The sequence below is a fragment of the Gordonia sp. ALPHA1B1 genome, from assembly GCF_005502615.1.
Taxonomy (GTDB): domain Bacteria; phylum Actinomycetota; class Actinomycetes; order Mycobacteriales; family Mycobacteriaceae; genus Gordonia; species Gordonia hongkongensis.
In genome coordinates this window covers 113,398-133,151 of the sequence record NZ_SCOC01000012.1, presented here as the reverse complement: position 1 = coordinate 133,151, position 19,754 = coordinate 113,398, and the positions used below count along the sequence as shown (strand labels likewise).

Sequence of the window (19,754 nt, the reverse complement as noted above, 5' to 3'; positions counted from 1 at the left end):
CATGGGCCAGTTCCTCCAGTTCGTCTTCCTCGGACTATCCGCCGGTGCCATCTATTCGGTGCTTGCGTCGTCCCTCGTGGGCATCTATGCCGCCACCGGCATCATCAACTTCGCGCAGGGCGCCATCGGCCTCTACTCGGTCTATCTCGTCGCCGCACTGCGCACCGACGGCAGTCTCGTCCTGCCCATCGGCACACTGAAACTCGGGAGTGAGTCCGACCCCACCTCGATGGAGTTGGCACTGGTCCTCGGCGTGCTCAGCGCGGTCGTCTGGGCCCTGCTCGCACACGTACTCATCTTCCGGCCGCTCCGCTCGGCCCCGGTGCTCGCCCAGGTCGTCGCCTCGGTGGGACTCATGCTCTTCATCCAGGCGCTCGTCCATCTCCGCTTCGAGACCGAGAACCTCTTCGCCGAGGCCATCCTGCCGGAGGACACCGTCGACATCGCCGGCGCGGTCGTCAACGTCTCGGACCTGATCCTGGCCGGCGTCGCCATCGCCATCTCACTGGTGCTGTGGGCCTACTTCCGGCTCACCACCCTGGGCGTCGCCACCCGCGCGGGCTCCGAAGACGAACTCGCCGCCCGACTGTCGGGTTACTCCCCGGACCGCCTCGCGGCGATCGTGTGGGCACTCACCGGTGCGGCAACCGGTCTCATCGTCGTCCTGGCGTCCTACACCATCGGACTCACCGAGACCAGCTACACCTTCTTCGTCATCCCGGCCCTGGCCGTCGCTCTCGTCGGCCGGCTCACCTCATTCGGGATCGCCTGTGCCGCAGGTCTTGTCCTCGGCGCATTCCAGTCCACCATCACGTGGCTCACCACCAAGGACTGGTGGCCGGAATGGGCGCAGGCCGGCCTCGGTGACGCCGTTCCGTTCGTCATCGTCGTCATCGCCCTCTTCCTGCTCGGCGGTCGGATCCCGTCGCGCGGCTCGCTCGGCGAGGTGCGCATGCCCGCGGTCCGGATCCCCCGCATCCGGCTGATCCCGACCGTCGTCTGCATCGCGGTGGTCGTCGTGGCGATCCTCCTCACGTCCGGCAGCTGGCGGTTCGGCGTCGTCACCTCGGTGATCCTCAGCCTCATCGCATTGTCGTTGGTCCTGCTCACCGGTTACCTCGGCCAGATCTCGCTGGCCAGCATGGCCTTCGCCGGCGCGGCCGGGTTCGCCCTGTCGAAGCTGACGACCAACTGGGATGTGCCGTTCCCGTTCAGCATGATCTTCGCCGCCCTGATCGCGACCGGCCTCGGTGTCCTGGTGGGCGTGCCCGCACTCCGGATCCGCGGCGCCCAGCTGGCCGTCGTGACATTGGCCGCGGCCCTGGCCATCCAGAGCTTCGTCTTCAACAACCCGGCGATCACGTCCTTCGAGGGCAACCTCATCGCGGACCCGACGATCTTCGGCCTCGACCTCGGGGTGCGCGACGGCACCAACCTGGTCACGATCCGGTTCTCGCTGATGGTCCTGATCGTCGTTGCCATCGCGACTCTCGTGGTGCTGCGTTTCATGGGCGGCTCGACCGGCCGGGCCTTCCTGGCCGTCCGCTCCAACGAGCGCGCCGCGTCGTCGGTCGGGATCAACGTCGCCGCAACCAAATTGCTCGGCTTCGCACTGTCGGCGTTCCTGGCCGGCATCGGCGGTTGCCTCATCGGTTACAGCCGCGGACAACTGTCGGCCGGCTCGTTCACGGTGATGATCGGGCTGACGCTGCTCGCGATGACCTACGTCGGCGGCATCACGTCGTTCGCCGGTGCGGTCCTCGCCGGCATCATCGGACCGCTGGGCGTGGGTTACGTGTTCCTCAACCAAACCCTCGCTCTCGGTGAGTACTACGAGCTCTTCGCCGCCGGCAGCCTCCTGCTGATGGCGGTGCTGAATCCCGTCGGCGTCGCGGGGGCCATGTCGGAGCTCGGCGAGAAGCTACGCGCCCACCGGCACAAACCGTCCCCCCGTCCGGAAGCGCCCGGCGCGGCACAGAACGCACAGGAGGGTGCACATGTCTGAGTCGACACTCGAGAAGCCGGCCACGTCGACGACACTCCTCGAGACGGGCGGGCTGTCGGTCCGGTACGGCGGCGTCAGCGCCAACTCCGACATCGACATCTCGGTCTCGGCGGGCGAGATCGTCGGACTGATCGGACCCAACGGCGCGGGCAAGACCACGTTCGTCGACGCGGTCACCGGATTCACCAAGGCCACCGGCACGGTGTCGTTGCGCGGGGAGAGACTGGACAAGGCGAGCCCCCATCGTCGCCGCCGGGCCGGCATGGCCCGGACGTGGCAGGCGGGCGAACTGTTCACCGACCTCACCGTCGAGCAGAACCTGGCCGTGGCGGTCCAGCCGGTCGGCCTGCGGGCCATGCTCGCCGACGTCCTCAACGGTTCCCGTCCGCCCGCCGATGTCATCTCGTCGGCACTCGAACTCGTCGGCCTGGCCGATGCCGCCGACCAGTTCCCCGGCGAGCTGACCCTGGGACAGCAGAAACTTGTCGGTGTCGCGCGGGCGTTGGTCGGCGGGACGCAACTCGTCCTGCTGGACGAGCCGGCCGCCGGACTCGACACCCACGAGAGCCGCGACTTCGGGACCGAACTCCGCCGGATCGCGGCGACCGGTATCGGCATCCTGCTCATCGACCACGACATGTCGCTCGTCCTCGACGTGTGCGACCGCCTGTACGTGCTCGACTTCGGCCGGGTGATCGCCAGCGGGCCCCCGGCCGCCATCCAGGACGATCCGGCGGTCATCTCGGCCTACCTCGGCAGTCCCGAGGTGGACCCGGACGCCGCCCCGACCGGACCCGACCCGAAGGAAACGCGATGAGCGCGCACGCCGCCCCCGGCCAGGCGACACCGGACCCGACGACACCGGATTCGACGACACCGGTGTTGACGATCGACGACGTCACCGTCGGTTACGGCGGGGTTCCCGCCGTCCGCGGTCTCAGCGCCGCCGTGCGTCCCGGCGAGATCCTCGCGCTGCTCGGTCCGAACGGGGCGGGCAAGACGACGAGTCTGCTCGCCGCGGTCGGTGCCCTCGGACTGATGTCGGGCACGGTGACCGCCCTCGGCGACCCCATCGACCGGCGCATCGAACGCAACGCGCGGCGCGGGATCACCCTGGTCCCCGACACCCGGGGCGTCTTCCACCGTCTATCGGTGTCGGACAATCTCCGTCTCGCCAAGCGTCGTAACGGGCCCGACCTCGACACCGTCTACCAGTACTTCCCGAAGCTCAAGACGATGCGGGGCCGACGCTGCGGCAACCTCTCCGGCGGCGAACAGCAGATGCTCGCACTCGCCAAGGCGCTGCTGGCGGACCCGAAGGTCCTCCTCATCGACGAGCTGAGCCTGGGCCTGTCCCCGGTCGCGGTCCAGGACCTGCTGCCCCGGCTCCGGTCGATCGCCGACGAACACCAGATGGCTGTCGTCCTCGTCGAACAGCACATCGATCTCGCCCTCGGCATCGCCGACGCCGCCATCGTGCTCCATCACGGTCGGGTCGCGCTCTCGGCACCCGCGAGCGAACTCCGCAACCGGCGGGACATGGTCGAGGCGGCCTACTTCGGGCGCACCGTCGAGGACCGCGCCTCCTAGGGCCGCGCGGTCTGCAGGCGTACGGACGAGACGACGGAACCGGGACGACGTGGCCACCGGAGACACCGACGATCCGGTGGCCACGGACGCCGGCGTCGTACGACCGGCCCGCAACACCCGCAATCGGCCCACCGACGACGAGTTGCTCGACGCCGCATGCGCGGTCATCGCCGAGGTCGGTGCCGAGCGCACCACGATGACCGCCATCGCCGAACGCGGCGGCACCACCCGGGTCACCCTCTACGCACACTTCGGGTCCCGCGACGAGCTGGTCAACCGGGTGATGACCCGCGAGCTCGACACGTTCACCTCGTTCATGTTCGAGGTGTACGACGCGAGTGAGGACATGCCGTACGGTGCCCGCGCCCGCTACTCGGTGCAGGCCCTGTTCGACTACGCCCGACGCCACCCGGCAGGTCTGCGTGTCCTCATCGGCCACCGGGAGGGTGGCAGTGACCGCCGGTTGTACGCCGCGCTCGAACCCCGTATCGCCGCACGCCTACGCCAGAACTACGCCGAACGCGGCGCGCGGATCGCGGCCAGTGCCGACACCCTCGCGTCGCTCCTGCTGGGGATGAGCCTCGACGTCGCCCACCGCGCGCTGATCGTCGACGGCGCCGGCGTCGACGAGGCCTGCGACCTCGCGATCACCGCGACCCTCGCCGTGCTCCGCGACGTCCGCGCGGACCAGCTGCGCGCTCTCGACGAATCGCTCGGGCAGCGCTGAACCCGTGACCGGCGGTCGACACGGAAGCGCTCAGGACCGGGGCGGTCACCCCAGCCAGCGGCCGGCACGCCGGCTGTGGCCCGCCTTCGTCGCCGCGGGCAACCGGTCGTAGGCCCGGGCGAGGAAGTTCGACCGCGCATTGGCCTCGAAGACGTCCCGGTGGTCGCGAACGAACGTCCAGTACAGCCCGTCCCAGTCGGCGGTCCAGTCGCCGGGCGGTATGTCCGACATCTTCTTCAGATAGTTGCTGCCCGAGACGTAGGGCTTGGTGGTGATCGCCTCACCGGCCGCGAACTGACTCATCGCGTACACGTTGGGGACCATCACCCAGTCGTAGGCGTCGACGAACATCTCCATGAACCACTCGTAAATCTGCTCCGGGTCGATGCGGAGCAGGCACATCGCGTTGCCCAGGACCATCAGTCTCTCGATGTGGTGGGCATACCCGTTGGCGAGAATCCGCCGGATGACGAGGTCCACCGGCTCGAGCCCGGTCTCGGCGGTCCACCACCCGTCGGACAGCTTCCGATCGTGGCCCAGGTGATTCCGGCTCCGGAGAGCACGCCCGCGGGTCTCGTACGACGCCCGCATGTATTCGCGCCAGCCGATCAGCTGCCGCACGAACCCTTCGACGCTGGCCAGTGGGACACGGTTACGTCCACCGGCCTCCAGCGCCCTTCTCAGCACCGTTCGCGGGCTCAGGAGCCCGGTGTTGAGTGCGGGCGTCAGCAACGAATGGAAGACGAACGGGTGCTCGGTGCTGATCGCATCCTCGTACGGTCCGAACTCCGCGAACCGGTCGGCCAGGAACTGCTCGAGCATGGCCAGCGCCTCGTCGTGGGCGGTGGGCCAGGCGAAACCGTCGGCGTCGCCCGGGTTGTCGGGGAACTCGTCGGCCACCCAGGCGATCGCGGCGTCGACCTCGGGATGTCGCGCCGGCGGTGTCGGTTGCGGGACCTCACGGTTCTTCGGCAGTTTCTTCCGGTTCTCGGTGTCGAAGCTCCACCGGCCGCCCGCCGGTTTGCCGTCGTCGTCGACGAGGATGCCGAGCCGTCGTCGCTGCCAGGTGTAGAACTGCTGCATCCGCGGCCGCTTGCCGGCGAAGAACTCGTGGATCTGCGCACGGGTGGTGAGGAAGTTCGGACTCTCGGCGATGTCGTCGGCCGCCAGTGGGCATCCGGCGTGCTGGAAGGCCGCCAGCAGGTCGCCCGTCAGCCAGTCGTCGACGACGTCGTACAGGTGAACCGACGCCGGGGGCCGGCCGGACAGGTACTCCACGAGCTGGTCGTGACTGGACTCCTCCGCGTCGGTCTCGAGCACGTCGACCTCGAAACCCCGGTCCCGCAGCCGGTCCGCGAACCTGCGCATACTCGCCCGGTGCAGGACGAGTTTCTGCACGTGGAACCGGTACTGCCGGAACATCAGATCGTGTTCGACGAGGACGAAGCGGGTGCCGGGGTCCGCGTCGAGGTGCGAGTCGAACAACTGATGCGGCAGCACCACGCGGACGACATCGCCGGACGGACCTGACATCGGCTCTCCTCTCGCCGCCGCTACACGCTCCCGACTTGGACGGCCCTCTCAAGGGCCGGACAAGTCGACCCCAAGTTCGCACCAAGCGCCCGGCGACATCCTGTCGTTCATCACCCGAACACCACGATGAGCCGCCGAAACCGGGCACCCGCCCACTCCAGACGATAGGAACCACGATGTCGCGCAGCACCGCCAGCTATTCGCACCCCTCCGACGATCGGATTGCCGAGTCCGGCGGCGACGTGCCGTCCGTGGACAAGCCTCTCTGGCAGCTGGGCCGGCGTGCCACGGTCATCGCGGCCTGCGTGGGCTTCGCCGCGCTGGCGGCCTGCAGCGTCAGCGTCGGCACGCAGTCGATCGAAGAGGCCTCCGACATCGACGTGGGCGAGTGCCTACAGATCGGTGCCGAAGCCGGCGAGGGCAAGGTCGAGGCGACCAAGGCCGAGTGCGAAGAAACCGAGGGGCTCACCTTCTACGCGGCCGAGAAGGTCAACACGTCGGCGGAATGCGGCACCCCCAACACCTCCGCGCTCACCTTCGGCGAAGGCGACCAGAAGCTCTGCCTCACACCCAACTTCGCCGTCGACACCTGCTACCAGATCCCGATCGGCGGCGGCAAGCTCGCCGACTACCGCGAGGTCGAGTGCGACGCCTCCCCCGCGGAGAGCACCATCCTCGCCAAGACCGTCAGCCGCGGTGCGGACTCCCTCACCTGCACCGAGGACGAGACGAAATGGGCCTTCACACAGCCGCTGTCGGTCAGTTACTGCTTGACCGAGGACGTCACGGCCGCGAGCCGATTCGACGGCTGAGCGGCGGCCTGCGGGCCGGGCGCCGCGTCGACGAGGTCGTGGGTGACGCGGTAGTCCTCCCGCATCCGCGCCATGGCGACATCCCGTGCGCGGTAGGATTTCTCGACGCGTGCTCGTGCCCGCCGGGCGCCACCGACCCGCTGCGCCGAATCCGCCACCGCGAGAACCGGTCCGACCCGTCTCAGCAGATGTTTGAACCGGCCGTCGGGGATTCCGAGCGCGTCGGCGTCGGCGTCACCGATGAACACCCGCTGCAGTCCGTGCATGGTCTTCGTGGCCAGCCGGCGTCGCAGGGCCTGCGGCCCCGGGAACACCGCTGCCAGTTCGGGCACCAGATAGTCGTCGGTCAACGCGACCACGAAATCCCGGTCGTCGGGACCCGGCCCCGGCGAGGTCAGCCGATAGAGCTCTTCGATCCGGACGTGGTCGGCCTCGCAGACCGGGTTGAGCTCGGGGCTCATCCCGACCACATGCCCCACGTACCGCCACAGGTGATAGATGTCGTCGAGCTCGCAGTCGGTGAACCGCACCCCCAGCTTGTGCATCGCGTCGATCGCGATGTGCCCGAACTCGGCGATCGTGAACGCCATGTACGGCTGCGGGATCGGCACGCCCCACGCGGTCTCATCCCAGTCTCCGCGCGCGAGCAGCATGGAACGGACATGCGCGTGGATCATCCGGACCCGCACCGTGTACGCGAAACCGTCACCGCCGCGGCGCATCCCGCCGGGCGTCAGCACCTGCCCCAGCCATTCACCGACCTCCACCGACCGCACCGCCGGCTGGGACACGTAACGCCCGGTGACCGCGAGTGGCTTGCCCGCGATCGTGTTTCCCGCCCCGCGGACCAGCGATGCCGCGCCGAGCACGATGCCCAGCGGTGCGGTGTTGACGACCAGCGCGTCGGCCGCGCGACTGATCCGATCATGATCGACCCAGTCGGGCTCGTCATCGAGGAACTCGAAGAGCGCGCGCAACGAGTCGGTCGCGTCGTCGACCGAGTCGATGCCGTTCTTCAGCGCCGCCCGCAGCACTGTCGTGGTCGGGCCACCGGGTTGCCGGTCGGCGGCCACGGCGTCGGCGAGCGGGTCGGCGATCCACATCTGATCGAGCCAGTCACGGCCGGCCGTCCCGAACCGTTGCACGGCCAAGTCGGTGTTCACGAGGTCGGCGGGTGCGCTCCGTTCCATGGATCCATGAGAACACGAGCAATCCTCACTTACTATTCACTTTTGATGGCATCGTCGACGACTCCCAAAACCACCGCATCGCAACGGCGCAAGGCACCCAAGCAGCAGCGCAGTCGTGAGATGAGGCAACGCCTCCTCACGCCGGCGCTCACACTCCTGGAGCGTCGTCCCGGCCGACGGCCCACCACCGCCGAACTCGCCGACCACGCGCACGTCAGCATCGGGACGGTGTACCGCTACTTCGCCGACATGGACGCGATCGTCGAAGAACTGCGCCTCGCCGCCGTTCACGACATCACCGCCACCCTCGCGAGCGGGATCGGCCGGGCGATGGATCAGCAACCGGACACCGCGATGGTCACGGTGGTCGAGACCCTCGTGTCGTCATTCGAGTCACATGCGCCGGTCCTGCGCGCCTCGCTCGAGATCGGGGAACACGGCTTCGGCGACGCCTGGGCCGAGGTCGAGGGACCGCTCCTCCCGCTGGCGCGGATCCTGCCGTCGCGGATGAGGCCCGACCTCGACGATCAGGCGATCGACGAACTGGTGTTCCTCACCATGGGTGCGACCGCGAGTCTGTGCCTGCGCATAGCCCTGCAACGACCCCGCGACGCCGACCGGACCTCGCTCATCGCGATGGCGGCACGAATGTTGTTGGCGGCATTCGACTCACCGCCGTCGGCCAGTGCTGGTCGGATAAGTGCTGGCTGAGTCGGCGACTCAGAGGCTGCGATGTTTCGCGTACTCCGCCATCGCCGTTCGCTCCGCCTCGTGTTTGGGGTAGAAGAAGAACACCACCGCCGCACCCACCACCACGATGGCGGCCGCCGCGCCGTAGGCGTTCTTGTCGCCCTGTACGAAGGCGTCGCGGGCCGCGGCGATGATCTGATCGGCGTACTGCGGATAGCGTTCGGCCAGGACCTCGGCACTCGAGAACGACTTCGTCAGCGCGGCTTCGGTCTGTTCGGTGACCTGATCGGCCTGCGGCGAACCGGAGATCGTGTTCTGCAACTGCTTCGCGTAACCCGCGGTGAGGATCGCGCCGAGGGTGGACTGCAGGATCGCGCCACCGAGGTCGCGTTGCAGATCGGACATGCTCGACGCCATGCCCGCGCGCTGCACCGGCACCGAACCGGTCAGCGACTGCGACGCCGGGGTGCCGGCGAGACCGACGCCCACCCCGACGAGGACGTAGACGAGGCCGACATGCCAGAAGTGGGCGTCCTCATCCCAGGTGAGCATCGCGAGCACCAGGCCGACGACGATGAAGGCGTAACCGGACAGCAACGTGAACCGCGACCCCATGCTCTGCACGAGTTTGGCCGAGCGCGGGGCCACGATGATCATGGCGGCCGCGGCCGGGAGGATCGTGGCGCCGGCCGCCAGCGTCGAGTAGCCGAGCACGTTCTGCATGTACTGCTGGCCGATGAACATCGCGCCCATGAGCGTGCCGAACACGATCAGCCCACCGACCGCCGCGACCCAGAAGGTGCGTCGGGCCGCGATCCGCAGGTCGAAGAGCGGCACCCGCACACGCAGCTGCCGCCAGACGAAACCCGCCCCTGCCAGCAGCGCGATCGCGGCCAGGATGTAGACCTGCAGTCGCTGATCGGAGTTCGGGGCGAAGTTGATCGCGAGCACGAGTGAGCCAACCATCACGATGGACACGACGCCGCCCAGGTTGTCGACGACCGCCGCCTGATCGCCGTTGTCGTCGGGCACCAACCGCCACGCCGCGATCAGCGCGACGACGGCGAGCGGCAGGGTCACCAGGAACACCGAGTGCCAGGCCAGGATCTCGAGGAGTGCCCCGGACAGGACCGGTCCCAGCGCCGAGATCGCACCGCCGAATGCCGACCACGCGGCGATCGCCCGGACCCGTTTCGGCCCCGACCACAGTGCGGTGATCACCGCGAGGGTGGTCGGGAAGGCCAGGCCCGCGGCGATGCCGCCCACCAGACGAGCACCGAACAGGACCTCGACGTTGGGCGCGAAACCGGCGACGAGCGACGCCGGGATCGACAGGCACATGCCGATGACCAGCATCCGCTTGCGCCCGTGCCGATCTCCCAGCGCGCCGAAGTAGAGCACCGACGCCGCCAGGCCCAGCGAGTAACCGACCGCGACCAGATTCAACTGAGTCGAGCTCGCGTCGAGCGCCTTGCCGATGTCGGGTAGCGCGACATTCGCCACCGCGAGATTGATGTTGGCCACCCCGGCGACCAGGATCAGCGCGACCAGGATCGCCTTCGCCCGCTTGGGAGCCGTCCCCGCCTCGACCTCGGCCGTTGTCGACGTCATCGGGGAATCGTACGTGCGCGAGCGCCATCGGGCCGGGGATCGGGACGCTCCGGCACGAAATGGTCACGGACTCCCGTTTAATCAGATCAGAGGCAGACGCTGATGGTCACCGGCCCGATGGGGATGCCGAAGCAGATCGCCACCGAACCGACGGCCTGCACCGGTTGCACCGGCTGCATCGGCGCCGGCGCGGCGGAAGCGGCCGGCGCGGCGGAAGCGGCCGGCGCGGTGGCCAGTCCGATCGCGCAGGCGGCACCGACAGCGGCCACCCCGACAGACGTACGACGCATGATCCCGGACATGTTCATGAGCAGCTCCCCTCGAGCTCGAGTCCCCCCGGACAACCCTGCGGATGGGGTCAACACGCAGGTGATGGTGACTGGAGATTCTACGCCCCGGCGTCGGCGTCGTCCCCATCCCGACGGGCCGAATCCGCGACGGGTGTCACAGGCTGATGCGGAGGCCGTCCCACTCGTGATCGTGCATGAAGCCCTCAGCGAGCCCGACCCGGTACTTGAGGCAACTGCGCAGGATCCCGGCATAGGCGAACGGGAGCATCAGCGCGGGCTTCTGGTCGCCCGGACTGCTGACGACATCGGACGCACCGCGGAAGTCGCGGATGAAGTCGCGCAGGGTCCGGTCCTTGCGCGACGACGGACGCCACCCGTAGAGCAGCATGCCCAGCCCGATCATCTTGTCCACGCCCGACCCGGGCGTGATCGGTCCGTCGTCGGGATCCCAGGTCCCGAGGAACGCGCGATCGACGCCGTCCTCGGGCGTGAACATCATGATCCCGCTCGTGGCGCGCGGGTTGCACTCGATGCAGAACAGGTCGCCGCCACCGTTCCGGTCCTCGATGAAGTCGAACCCGATCTGGCCGGTGAAGTTCACCCGGCGAACGAAATCGCTGACCCACCGGGCGATCCGCGGATGATCGACGGACCGGAAGTTGAGGCACGAACTGCCGTCGATGGCGTAGTCGACCGGATAGGTGGCGTGGGCGTAGACGCGACCCTCGTGGCAGACCGAATACGTGCAGAAGTTGTTCCCCGAGGCCCACTCCTGTGCGATCCACGGGTTCTGCTCATCGTGTTCGAGCCAGGTGAGCGGATCGCCGGGAGCCACCTTGTGAACCTTCTGCGACCCCCGCGAATAGCAGTGTTTGAGCGCGAACGGCGTGGTGAAATCGAGCGATCCGACGTCCTCGGGTCCGGACAGCCGCGCGAACTTGCGCGTCGGGATTCCGAGTTCGACGAGCAGCTCCTGGAAGTCGTACTTGTTGTGCAGGCGGTTCTCGGTGGTGAAATCGGAGAGGAACAGCCGACATTCGGGCGGGAACACCTCGGCGAGCATCGCGATGATGTCGGTCTCCTCGTGCACCGGGATCACCATGTCGACGTCGTTGTCGGCCACGATCCGGGCGAGGGCGAGGCAATATGCGAGCGGCTCGAACTTCGGCGGGGGCACGCGGTGAAAGTCGCTCACCGCGTTGGAGAATCGGCCGATCCCGACCGGGATGGAGTCGACGATGCTCACCCGGTGACCCGCCGCGGCCATGAGCCGTGCGAGTTCCAGGGTGAGGAACGATCTGCCGAATGTGATCAGTACATGGGTTTGTCCGGCGCTGTTCACCCGAGCGAGTGTAGTGCCGACGGGCCCTGAGCACGGAAGCCGGACGGCCTGCGAAAAAATCCGGTCGGGTCGGGAATATTCAGTACCGTCCTGTCGGTTCACCCTGTTAGCTTTTTGCACGATCGGCCGGTCCGTGTGCTTCGCTTCCGGTTGCGGAACAGCAGTTGCGGAGCAGCGCTGGTGCGGCCCGAGCCGATCGCGTGCGCACGCAGTCGGGGTGGTCGTCGGTCCGAGCCTGTCGAGGCTCATCCGGGCCGAGTTGGAGGAGGCATGCAGCTGTTCGTCATCGGCGTCATCGCCGCGTGCCTCGCCGCAGTCGCCTATGGGATGTCCACGGTCCTGCGCGCGCTCGGCGCCCGCCGCGTGGCCGAAGCCGCTGCCGACGAGGGTGAGGGCATCACCACCGAGAACGGCGCACCGACCCTCTCGTCCACGATGTCGACGCTGGTCGATCCGGCCTTCATCCTCGGCACGACGCTGGTCGTCCTCGGCTTCGCGGGTGGCGCCCTCGCTGCCCGGTTCCTACCGTTGTTCCTCTCGCAGACCATCGTGTCGGCCAACCTGGTCATCACCGCCCTGCTCGGCACGATCATCCTCAACATCGCATTGCACACGCGCGAATGGGTCGCCATCTGGCTGGTCGTGATGTCGCTCTGCCTGCTCGGCGTGGCGTCGTCCCATCACACCGGCGGCGGGGAGGAGGTCGGATTCCACTGGGGTCTGTTCGTCGCGACGCTCGCCCTCTGCGCTCTTGCTCTGGTGGGCGTCTACAACCTCGGTCCGGCGGGCGCCATCGTCGGCGGCGCGTCGGCGGGTCTGCTGTTTGGGATCATCGCCATCGCCGTGCGCATCCTCGACGGAGTCCAGCCGTTCGATCCCGTGGCGCTGCTGACCGATCCGGCCGCCTGGACCATCGCCGCCGCGGGCGCGGTGGGCTTCTACGTCCAGACCGTTGCCCTGCAGCTCGGCGCGGTGAACGGGGTGACTGCGGTGCTCGTGGTCGGCGAGACGGCCGGCCCGAGCCTGGTCGGGGTCGTCTTCCTCGACGACACGGCCAAACCCGGACTCGGCTGGCTGGCCATCCTCGGTTTCGTCGGCGCCGTCGTCGGTGCCGTACTGGTCGCCTGGTGCGGCTCGGTCGACCCGGATCACCTCGGCGAGGCGCCGCCGATGAAGGGCGGGTGGCGCCGTGGCCGCGAGGAACCCGCGTCCGACGAGGAGCACGAAGCGTCCGCGGCAGATGTCGATCCCGACATCGCTGATGGCGATCTGTGGACGACCGACGACCCCGTCTTCGACAGCCGGGACTCCGGGCGCACCTGACGCTCCCGCTCTCGTCATCGCAGGTGGTTGACACCCGCCCCGCTGATGGAGAGGGTGGGTTGATGACATCGACCAGCACGGGCTCCGCTGCTCGGCTCTCCTACGAAACCCTCGAACCCTTCCACATCCTGGCCTACTTCAACCCGGGACTGAAAGGCGCGCAGGCAGACACCGGGCTCGATCCCTACGCCTTCTACGTCGGTGCGCGCGGAGCGCCGTTCGGTCCGTGCGCGGCCTCGGTCGTCGCCTCCGCCTTCTACAACTTCAATCACGAACTGATCGCCAAGGGCTGGACTGCCGCCGTCGACGCCGGGCTCGACCGGGTCCACGAACGACGCAACCAGATGCTCGACGACTCGCTGCAAGAGATCCTGGGCGACTCCATCGACGACTCCCTCCTCGACGAACTCGCCTCCGCCTATTACGATCTGGCGGCCCGGCTCCCGCTCGGCGGACGCCCGCTCGCTGCCGCGTGGTCGACGGCCCCGCGACCGGACACCGCGCGCCTACGTCTGTGGCACGCCATCGCGATTCTCCGAGAGTGGCGCGGGGACAACCACATCGCGGCGCTCGCGCTCAACGGCCTGAACGGCTTCGACGCGGCCGTCTTCCACGAGTCGCAGCTTCCCGACCCCACGGTTCGTCGTCGTACCCTGGGCAAGCGCATCGTGCTGATGACCCGCGGCTGGTCCGAACAGGAGTGGGAGGAAAGCGTAGACCGTCTCGTCGATGCCGGACTGGCCGAGCGCGTTGAGGACGGGCACCGGCTCACGTCCGCCGGCGCGGCAACGTACGACGACATCGAGGCCACCACCGATGCTGTCGGAGAAGCCATCTGGGCCGGCACCGACGACCTCCTCACTCGGACGAGACCGGTCGTGAAAGCCGTCATCGATGCCGGAATCCTGCCGGGAACGAGGACGAAGTGAGCGCGCCCGCCGGCGGCTTCGAGGACCTGCGGGCGATCGAGAGCCTCAAGTATCGCTACCTGCGATCGCTCGACACCAAGGACTGGACGACGTTCGAGTCGACGCTCACCGAGGACGTCACCGGTAACTACGGTGAGAGCCTGGCCTTCTCGAATCGGAACGAGCTGGTCGGATACATGCGCGAGAACGTCGGTCCCGCAGTCATCACCGAACATCGTGTCGCGCACCCGGAGATCGAGATCGACGGGGACACCGCACGCGGACGCTGGTACCTGCAGGACCGGGTCATCGTCGCCGAGTTCTCCTTCATGCTCATCGGGGCGGCGTTCTACGACGACACCTACCGCCGCACCGCAGACGGATGGCGGATCAGCAGCACTGGTTACGACCGCACGTACGAGGCCACCGTCGGGCTCGCCGACGTGCCGAGCTTCGCACTGAAGGTCGGTCCCGCAGTGCAGGTCTGAGGCCTGCCCATGCGCGCCCGCATCTTCGCCGACCGCCGCGAGGCGGGTCGGTTGCTGGGTGCGCGGGTCGTCGAAGTCCGGTACGGCGCCGGCATTCCGGAGGCCCGTACAACAGAACCTGTTGTCCTGGGACTCGCGCGCGGCGGGGTTCCGGTCGCCCGCGAGGTCGCCGACGCCATCGCGGCGTCGACAGGTAGATGCGCGATGGACGTGCTGGTGGTGCGCAAGATCGGGGCGCCCGGCCACGAGGAGTTCGCCATGGGCGCGCTCACCGCGCACCACCTGGTGGTCAACGACGACATACCGCGTCGACTCGGGGTGTCCCGCAGCGAGTTCGACGAGGCCGCCGATCGACAGCGGCGCATCCTCGACGACCGCGAACGACGTTACCGCGGCGGACGTCCCGGCACCGAGCTCGGCGGCCGGACGGTCATCCTGGTCGACGACGGTCTCGCCACCGGGTCGAGCATGGCCGTCGCGGTCGACTCCGTCCGGGCCGCCGGCGCCACCCACGTGGTGGTGGCGGTACCCACGGCACCGTCCGATTCGATTCAGCGACTGCGGGATCGGGGCGCCGACGACGTGGTCGTCCTCGTGACGCCGACGCCGTTCCGGGCCGTCGGCCTGTCCTACGACGACTTCACCCAGGTGGACGACGACGAGGTGATCGCGGCCCTCAGCCGGCCGGGCGACTGAGCCGTCGAGGACCGCACTGAGAACCACTCGCCCGAGCGGCTCCGGCGAGCTGTCGTCGACTGTCGGTTTCCTACGGGTGGTTTTCAGCCGGGCTTTCGCTGGTCTTTGAGGAGTAGCTCGGCAAGCTCGGCACGGTCACCCACATCCAGCTTGGTGTAGGCGCGGAACAGATGCCCTTCGACGGTGCGGACCGAGACGGTGAGTCGCTGCGCGATGTCCTTGTTGGACAGGCCCGCCGCCGCGAGGTTGGCGATCTCCCGCTCGCGCGACGTCAACGGCAACGGTTGCGCGGCCGAGATCAGCGCCGGAGTCCGCAGGCCACCGCACTGCGACGCGAGTCGGTTCGCCACCGCGGCCGACGCCACGGTCGCGGACCGTCTGCCCGCCGCGTCGTGCAGGACACTGGCCTGCGCGGCCGCGTCCGCGGCGGACAGGCACACCCCGGAGTCCTCGAACGCCGTCGAGCACAGATCGAGTTCGACAGCATCGCCGTCGCGGAGCGCCGCGGCGTGGCGCGCGTACAGATCCGAGAGCGGACCGTCGACGCGCTCGGCCAGTTCGGTGAGCCGGTCGGCGACGCCGCCGTCCCCGAACCGGGCGGCGGTGTGCAGGGCCTCGGCCTCCACCGCGAACTGACCGGCGGCACGGGCGGACTCGGCCGCGGAGTGCGCGAGTTCGACGGCGGGCGTGACGGTTCCGGCTGCCGCCGACTGCCAGGCCGCCGCGATGGCGAGCATGGGACCGAAGACGGCCACGTGCTTGCCGGACCGCTTCCGCGCCTTGGCCAACGCGGCAGCGGCACGATCGGCCTGTCCCAGCGCACTCAGGGCCTGCACCAGGAAGATGTGGGCCGGGAAGTTCCAGGACTCGGAGAACCGGCCGCTGTCGAGGATGGCGAGGGTCTGCTCCATCCGCCGGGTCACCGAGGCGCACGATCCGCGGGCGAGTTCGACTGCGGCGACCAGTATTCCGGACATCGCCCAGCCCAGATACTGCGCGGTCTGTGCGGCGGACACGAAACGCCCCGCGGCGCCGTCCGCGTCGTCGAGCCGGCCGGTGAGGGTCAGTGCGAGGGTCTCGCCGAAACCGGTGGGGAACCGGAGCAATCCGTCCACCTCGACCTCGCGCGAGTGTTCGGCCAGCGCCCCGACCTCCGCTCCCCGACCGGCGACCGCACGGGCGAGGCTGCCACCGAAGACCGCCCACTCCACTGCCCACGGCAGAGCCCTGGATTCGGCGAGGACGGCGTCGGACAGCGTGATCGCCTCGTCGATCCGATTCTCGAAGAGGGCGCACGCCGAGGCGATCCCGGTGACGATCGGCGCGAGTGCCGGGTGGGTGACCCGCTCGGTCAGCAACCGCAGGATCTCGTCGGCCCGATCGGCGTCGCCCAGAGCCCAGAACGTGTTGCCGATGATCGAATTGCCCCACAGCACGAGTCGACCCTCGTCGAGATCGTCGGGCGAGAAGCGAGACAGGATGTCCCGCGCCTCGTCCGGATGCCCCTGCCACATGACCGCCCGCGCGAGCAGTTCGGCCTCCTCGAGGCCGCCGCCCTCGTCGAGCGCCGCCCGCGCGAACCGTTCGCCGAGCGGCGTCTGCGCCAGGTTCAGGGCGTCGCGGGCGGCGGTCCGTACCAGCGCGAGGTCGATCTCCACGTCGCTCTCGATCGCGAGATCGGCGAGCCGAATCCGCTCGGCCGGGGTGTTCGTGGGCCGTGACTGCAACGCCTCGACGAGCCGGCCGCGCAGCCGCCGCGACGACACGAGACCCAGGCGGCGCCGGATCACCTCACCGAACAGCGGATGGTGGAAGGCGACGTCGAGACGCCGCCCGTCGCGGGTGATGCGCACCAGCCCGGCGATCTCCGCCTCTTCGACGGCTTCTTCGCCGGCGAGCTCGGCGAGGACGTCGATGTCGAGGGGTTCGCACAGACTGAGGTATTTGAGGGCCCCGAGGACCGGCGCGTCGAGTTGCTCTATCCGCCCCTCGAGCAGCGATGCCAGCTCCGAGGTGATGGCGGCGCGTCCGCGTAGCTGCCACACGCCGTTGACCTGCCGCAGCGTGTCGGCCTGCCGCGCACCGTCGACGAGATGCCGTAGGAACAGGGCGTTCCCACCGGAGGCCTCCCACATGAGATCGGCCGAATGCTCCTCGAGCTGCCCGCCGAGCACCGACTCGATGAGGTCGACGCTCTGCTCTTTGGTGAACGGCGACAACGTGATCCGCGTGAGGTGATTGTCCTTCCACAGCGAGGTCACCGCATCCGGGACGGTCTCGCCGCTGCGGACCGTCGCGACGATGTGCACCGCACGGTCGATCGCAAGCTGATGCAGCAGCGTCGCCGACAGTTCGTCGAGCAGGTGGGCGTCGTCGACCCCGATCACGACATCGCCGTCGGCGAGGAGCGATTCACGGGCCGCCGCAAGGTAGGTGACCGGATCGCTCGACGTCGCCGGACCGACGAGATGTGCGAACACACCGAGCGGGATGGAGCGCGCGGACTCGGTGCCCGCCACCCAGCGCACCCCGGTCGGCAACTCGGCGGTGACGTGCCTGGCGAGGGTCGTCTTGCCCACGCCGGAGTCACCGGTCAGGACCACCCCACAGCCGGTCGTCTCACCCCTGAGAGCCGCCTGGATCGTGCGGAACTCCCGATCGCGCTCGACGAGCGGCCAATTCGTGGACATAACCGCGAATTTTAGTCTGCCGGGCCCTACAATGGGCCGCCCGGAAGCACCAATGTGGTCCGACCGGATGGCCCTGTCGACACGCGGCTAATCCCGGATTTGACATCGACGGAAGAAAATCCGCGAACTACGCATCCCGGGCATTGGTCACGGCCACTGCCGCCGCCAGCAACACGATCGTGAAGCCCGCGAAGTAGGCCAACGAACCGTAGGCGTTCCAGTGGAGCGTGTCGCTCCCGCCGGCGAGGAAGTTCCACCCGTTCAGGAACGGCAGGAACGACACGATGTGCTCACCCACGCGCGGGAGCACCGACACGATCCGCTCGAGGGCCAGCATCCAGACGAGCACGATCGCCACCGCACCGGCCGAATGCCGCACCAACGCACCCACCGCGAGGCCGATCAGCGCGCACAGCATCGCGAAAACCGGCGTCCCCCAGAGATGCCGGACGGTCTCGGGCCCGGTCAGCGAGACTCCGACGCCGGCGAGCACCTGCGCCGCCACGACCGCGACGACGGACACGATGGCCACCACCGCGAACGAGAGTCCGCCGAACACGACCGCTTTCGCGAGGAGGACCTGGGGCCGACGCGGGATCGCCGCGAACGTCGGTCGGATCGTGCCGAAGCGATATTCGGTGGTGACGCCCAGGATCGCCATGATCGCGAGCACCGCGACCCCGAACTGGTTGACGCCGAGCAGGAAGTCGTCGGTCAGGGTGTCGGTCTCGCCGGGACTGCCGTAGGAACCGCCGGCGATGGCGCCGAGCAGCACCGCGAAGCCCAGGCCCAGCACCACGACGACGCCGAGGCACCAGTACGGCGACCGGGTGCTGGCGAGTTTGATCCGTTCGGCGTTGATCGCGGCGATCACCGGTTCACTCCCCCGTGGTTCCCGACGGCCCGGTTGTGGGCGTCGGGGTCGTGGACGGCGCGGTTGTCGACGGCGGTGTAGTCGACGGCGTGCGCCGTCATCGACATGAAGACTTCTTCCAGTGACGCCGACTCGGCGGCGAGTTCGTGCAGGGTGATGCCCGCGGCGGCGGCGAGGTCGCCGACCCGATCGGTCGTGGTGTCCGGCACGCGCATCACCGGGCGCCCGTGGGCATCCGGGTCACCCGGCGCGGGATTCAGCCCCGCCGCCGCGAGCGCGGCGTGCAACTGTTCGAGCTGCGGGCCGCGCACCCGCACCGACTGCCGGGCCCGCCCGGTGAACTCCGCCACCGAACAGTCGGCGATCAGCCGGCCCCGCCCGATGACGACGAGATGGTCTGCGGTGACTGACATCTCGGTGAGCAGATGGCTCGACACCAACACCGTCCGCCCCTCCGCGGCGAGCTTGCGCATGAACCCGCGGATCCACACGATGCCCTCCGGGTCGAGACCGTTGACCGGCTCGTCGAACAGCAGTGTGTGCGGGTCGCCGATCAGGGCACCCGCCAGCCCGAGCCGCTGCGACATACCGAGCGAGAAGCCGCCGGCGCGCTTCTTGGCCACCGAGGTGAGCCCGACCGTCTCGAGCACCTCGTCGACGCGGGCGGCCGGGATCCGGTTGCTCGCCGCGAGCCACCGCAGGTGGGACCGCGCACTGCGATTGGGATGCACCCACCGGGCGTCGAGCAGCGCACCGACCTGCCGCAGCGGATGCTCGAGGTCCCGGTAGCGCTGCCCGTTGATCGTCGCCGTGCCCGATGTCGGGCGGTCGAGTCCGAGCATCATCCGCATGGTCGTCGACTTGCCCGCACCGTTGGGCCCCAGGAAACCGGTGACCCGTCCCGGACCCACCTCGAAGGTGAGGTCGTCGACCGCGCGTTGACCGCCGAAGTCCTTCGTCAGATTCGCTACCTGCAACACGCCTC

The 19,754-nt window shown here is 68.7% G+C and carries 18 protein-coding genes; 10 read left to right on the top strand and 8 right to left on the bottom strand.

What is annotated here, in order from left to right; all coding sequences use genetic code 11:
• Position 1 precedes the first annotated feature (1 nt).
• The 4 genes from FFS52_RS10735 to FFS52_RS10720 are packed head-to-tail and all read left to right on the top strand — an operon-like array spanning position 2 to position 4,322.
• Complete coding sequence (locus FFS52_RS10735; RefSeq protein ID WP_058249621.1) at positions 2–2,005, top strand: ABC transporter permease; 2,004 nt, start codon at positions 2–4, stop codon at positions 2,003–2,005.
• Positions 1,998–2,822 (top strand): ABC transporter ATP-binding protein, encoded by an 825-nt coding sequence (locus tag FFS52_RS10730; RefSeq protein WP_058249620.1) that lies wholly within the window; start codon positions 1,998–2,000, stop codon positions 2,820–2,822. Before FFS52_RS10735 ends, FFS52_RS10730 begins: the two co-directional genes overlap by 8 nt.
• A complete protein-coding gene (locus FFS52_RS10725; protein ID WP_058249619.1) occupies positions 2,819–3,595 on the top strand; it encodes an ABC transporter ATP-binding protein in 777 nt (258 codons plus the stop codon). Before FFS52_RS10730 ends, FFS52_RS10725 begins: the two co-directional genes overlap by 4 nt.
• 49 nt (positions 3,596–3,644) lie before the next feature.
• The gene (locus tag FFS52_RS10720; RefSeq protein WP_065630385.1) at positions 3,645–4,322 is read left to right on the top strand and encodes a TetR/AcrR family transcriptional regulator; all 678 of its coding nucleotides are present in this window, start codon (positions 3,645–3,647) and stop codon (positions 4,320–4,322) included.
• Between the two features lie 45 nt (positions 4,323–4,367).
• Here the strand turns inward: FFS52_RS10720 and FFS52_RS10715 are convergent, their stop codons facing one another.
• Positions 4,368–5,855, bottom strand: coding sequence for a cryptochrome/photolyase family protein (locus FFS52_RS10715; RefSeq protein WP_137809672.1), 1,488 nt, complete (start codon positions 5,853–5,855; stop codon positions 4,368–4,370).
• A gap of 176 nt (positions 5,856–6,031) precedes the next feature.
• On the opposite strand from FFS52_RS10715, the gene FFS52_RS10710 reads away from it, so the two are divergent.
• A complete protein-coding gene (locus FFS52_RS10710) occupies positions 6,032–6,667 on the top strand; it encodes a pyridine nucleotide-disulfide oxidoreductase (RefSeq protein ID WP_065630383.1) in 636 nt (211 codons plus the stop codon).
• Here the strand turns inward: FFS52_RS10710 and FFS52_RS10705 are convergent.
• Positions 6,619–7,857: an oxygenase MpaB family protein gene (locus tag FFS52_RS10705; RefSeq protein WP_065630382.1), complete on the bottom strand. Its 1,239-nt coding sequence runs from the start codon at positions 7,855–7,857 to the stop codon at positions 6,619–6,621. The two genes, FFS52_RS10710 and FFS52_RS10705, sit on opposite strands and share 49 nt — an antisense overlap.
• 120 nt (positions 7,858–7,977) lie before the next feature.
• On the opposite strand from FFS52_RS10705, the gene FFS52_RS10700 reads away from it, so the two are divergent.
• Positions 7,978–8,568: a TetR/AcrR family transcriptional regulator gene (locus tag FFS52_RS10700; RefSeq protein ID WP_137809698.1), complete on the top strand. Its 591-nt coding sequence runs from the start codon at positions 7,978–7,980 to the stop codon at positions 8,566–8,568.
• Between the two features lie 9 nt (positions 8,569–8,577).
• Here FFS52_RS10700 and FFS52_RS10695 read toward each other — a convergent pair whose 3' ends face one another.
• The 3 genes from FFS52_RS10695 to FFS52_RS10685 all read right to left on the bottom strand — a co-directional run bounded on the left by FFS52_RS10695 (position 8,578) and on the right by FFS52_RS10685 (position 11,790).
• Positions 8,578–10,158, bottom strand: coding sequence for an MFS transporter (locus FFS52_RS10695; RefSeq protein WP_137809671.1), 1,581 nt, complete (start codon positions 10,156–10,158; stop codon positions 8,578–8,580).
• 86 nt (positions 10,159–10,244) lie between these two features.
• Positions 10,245–10,466 (bottom strand): hypothetical protein, encoded by a 222-nt coding sequence (locus FFS52_RS10690; protein ID WP_137809670.1) that lies wholly within the window; start codon positions 10,464–10,466, stop codon positions 10,245–10,247.
• Between the two features lie 136 nt (positions 10,467–10,602).
• Positions 10,603–11,790 carry a carboxylate--amine ligase gene (locus FFS52_RS10685; RefSeq protein ID WP_137809669.1) on the bottom strand — a complete coding sequence of 396 codons (1,188 nt, stop codon included), beginning with the start codon at positions 11,788–11,790 and terminating at the stop codon, positions 10,603–10,605.
• Positions 11,791–12,060: 270 nt separating this feature from the next.
• Between FFS52_RS10685 and FFS52_RS10680 the strand changes: the two genes are divergently transcribed.
• From FFS52_RS10680 to FFS52_RS10665, 4 genes are all read left to right on the top strand, one after another.
• A complete protein-coding gene (locus FFS52_RS10680; RefSeq protein WP_137809668.1) occupies positions 12,061–13,113 on the top strand; it encodes an EamA/RhaT family transporter in 1,053 nt (350 codons plus the stop codon).
• A 62-nt stretch (positions 13,114–13,175) separates the two neighbouring features.
• Entirely contained in the window at positions 13,176–14,042 is an 867-nt protein-coding gene (locus FFS52_RS10675; RefSeq protein ID WP_137809667.1) for a hypothetical protein, read from the top strand.
• Positions 14,039–14,509 (top strand): nuclear transport factor 2 family protein, encoded by a 471-nt coding sequence (locus FFS52_RS10670; protein ID WP_078114138.1) that lies wholly within the window; start codon positions 14,039–14,041, stop codon positions 14,507–14,509. Before FFS52_RS10675 ends, FFS52_RS10670 begins: the two co-directional genes overlap by 4 nt.
• Before the next feature lie 9 nt (positions 14,510–14,518).
• Complete coding sequence (locus tag FFS52_RS10665; protein WP_137809666.1) at positions 14,519–15,205, top strand: phosphoribosyltransferase family protein; 687 nt, start codon at positions 14,519–14,521, stop codon at positions 15,203–15,205.
• Between the two features lie 83 nt (positions 15,206–15,288).
• Here the strand turns inward: FFS52_RS10665 and FFS52_RS10660 are convergent, their stop codons facing one another.
• The 3 genes from FFS52_RS10660 to FFS52_RS10650 all read right to left on the bottom strand — a co-directional run bounded on the left by FFS52_RS10660 (position 15,289) and on the right by FFS52_RS10650 (position 19,749).
• Complete coding sequence (locus tag FFS52_RS10660) at positions 15,289–17,895, bottom strand: LuxR family transcriptional regulator (RefSeq protein ID WP_137809665.1); 2,607 nt, start codon at positions 17,893–17,895, stop codon at positions 15,289–15,291.
• Positions 17,896–18,022: 127 nt separating this feature from the next.
• Positions 18,023–18,769: an ABC transporter permease gene (locus tag FFS52_RS10655; RefSeq protein ID WP_137809664.1), complete on the bottom strand. Its 747-nt coding sequence runs from the start codon at positions 18,767–18,769 to the stop codon at positions 18,023–18,025.
• The gene (locus FFS52_RS10650) at positions 18,766–19,749 is read right to left on the bottom strand and encodes an ABC transporter ATP-binding protein (RefSeq protein ID WP_249356204.1); all 984 of its coding nucleotides are present in this window, start codon (positions 19,747–19,749) and stop codon (positions 18,766–18,768) included. Before FFS52_RS10650 ends, FFS52_RS10655 begins: the two co-directional genes overlap by 4 nt.
• Positions 19,750–19,754 lie beyond the last annotated feature (5 nt).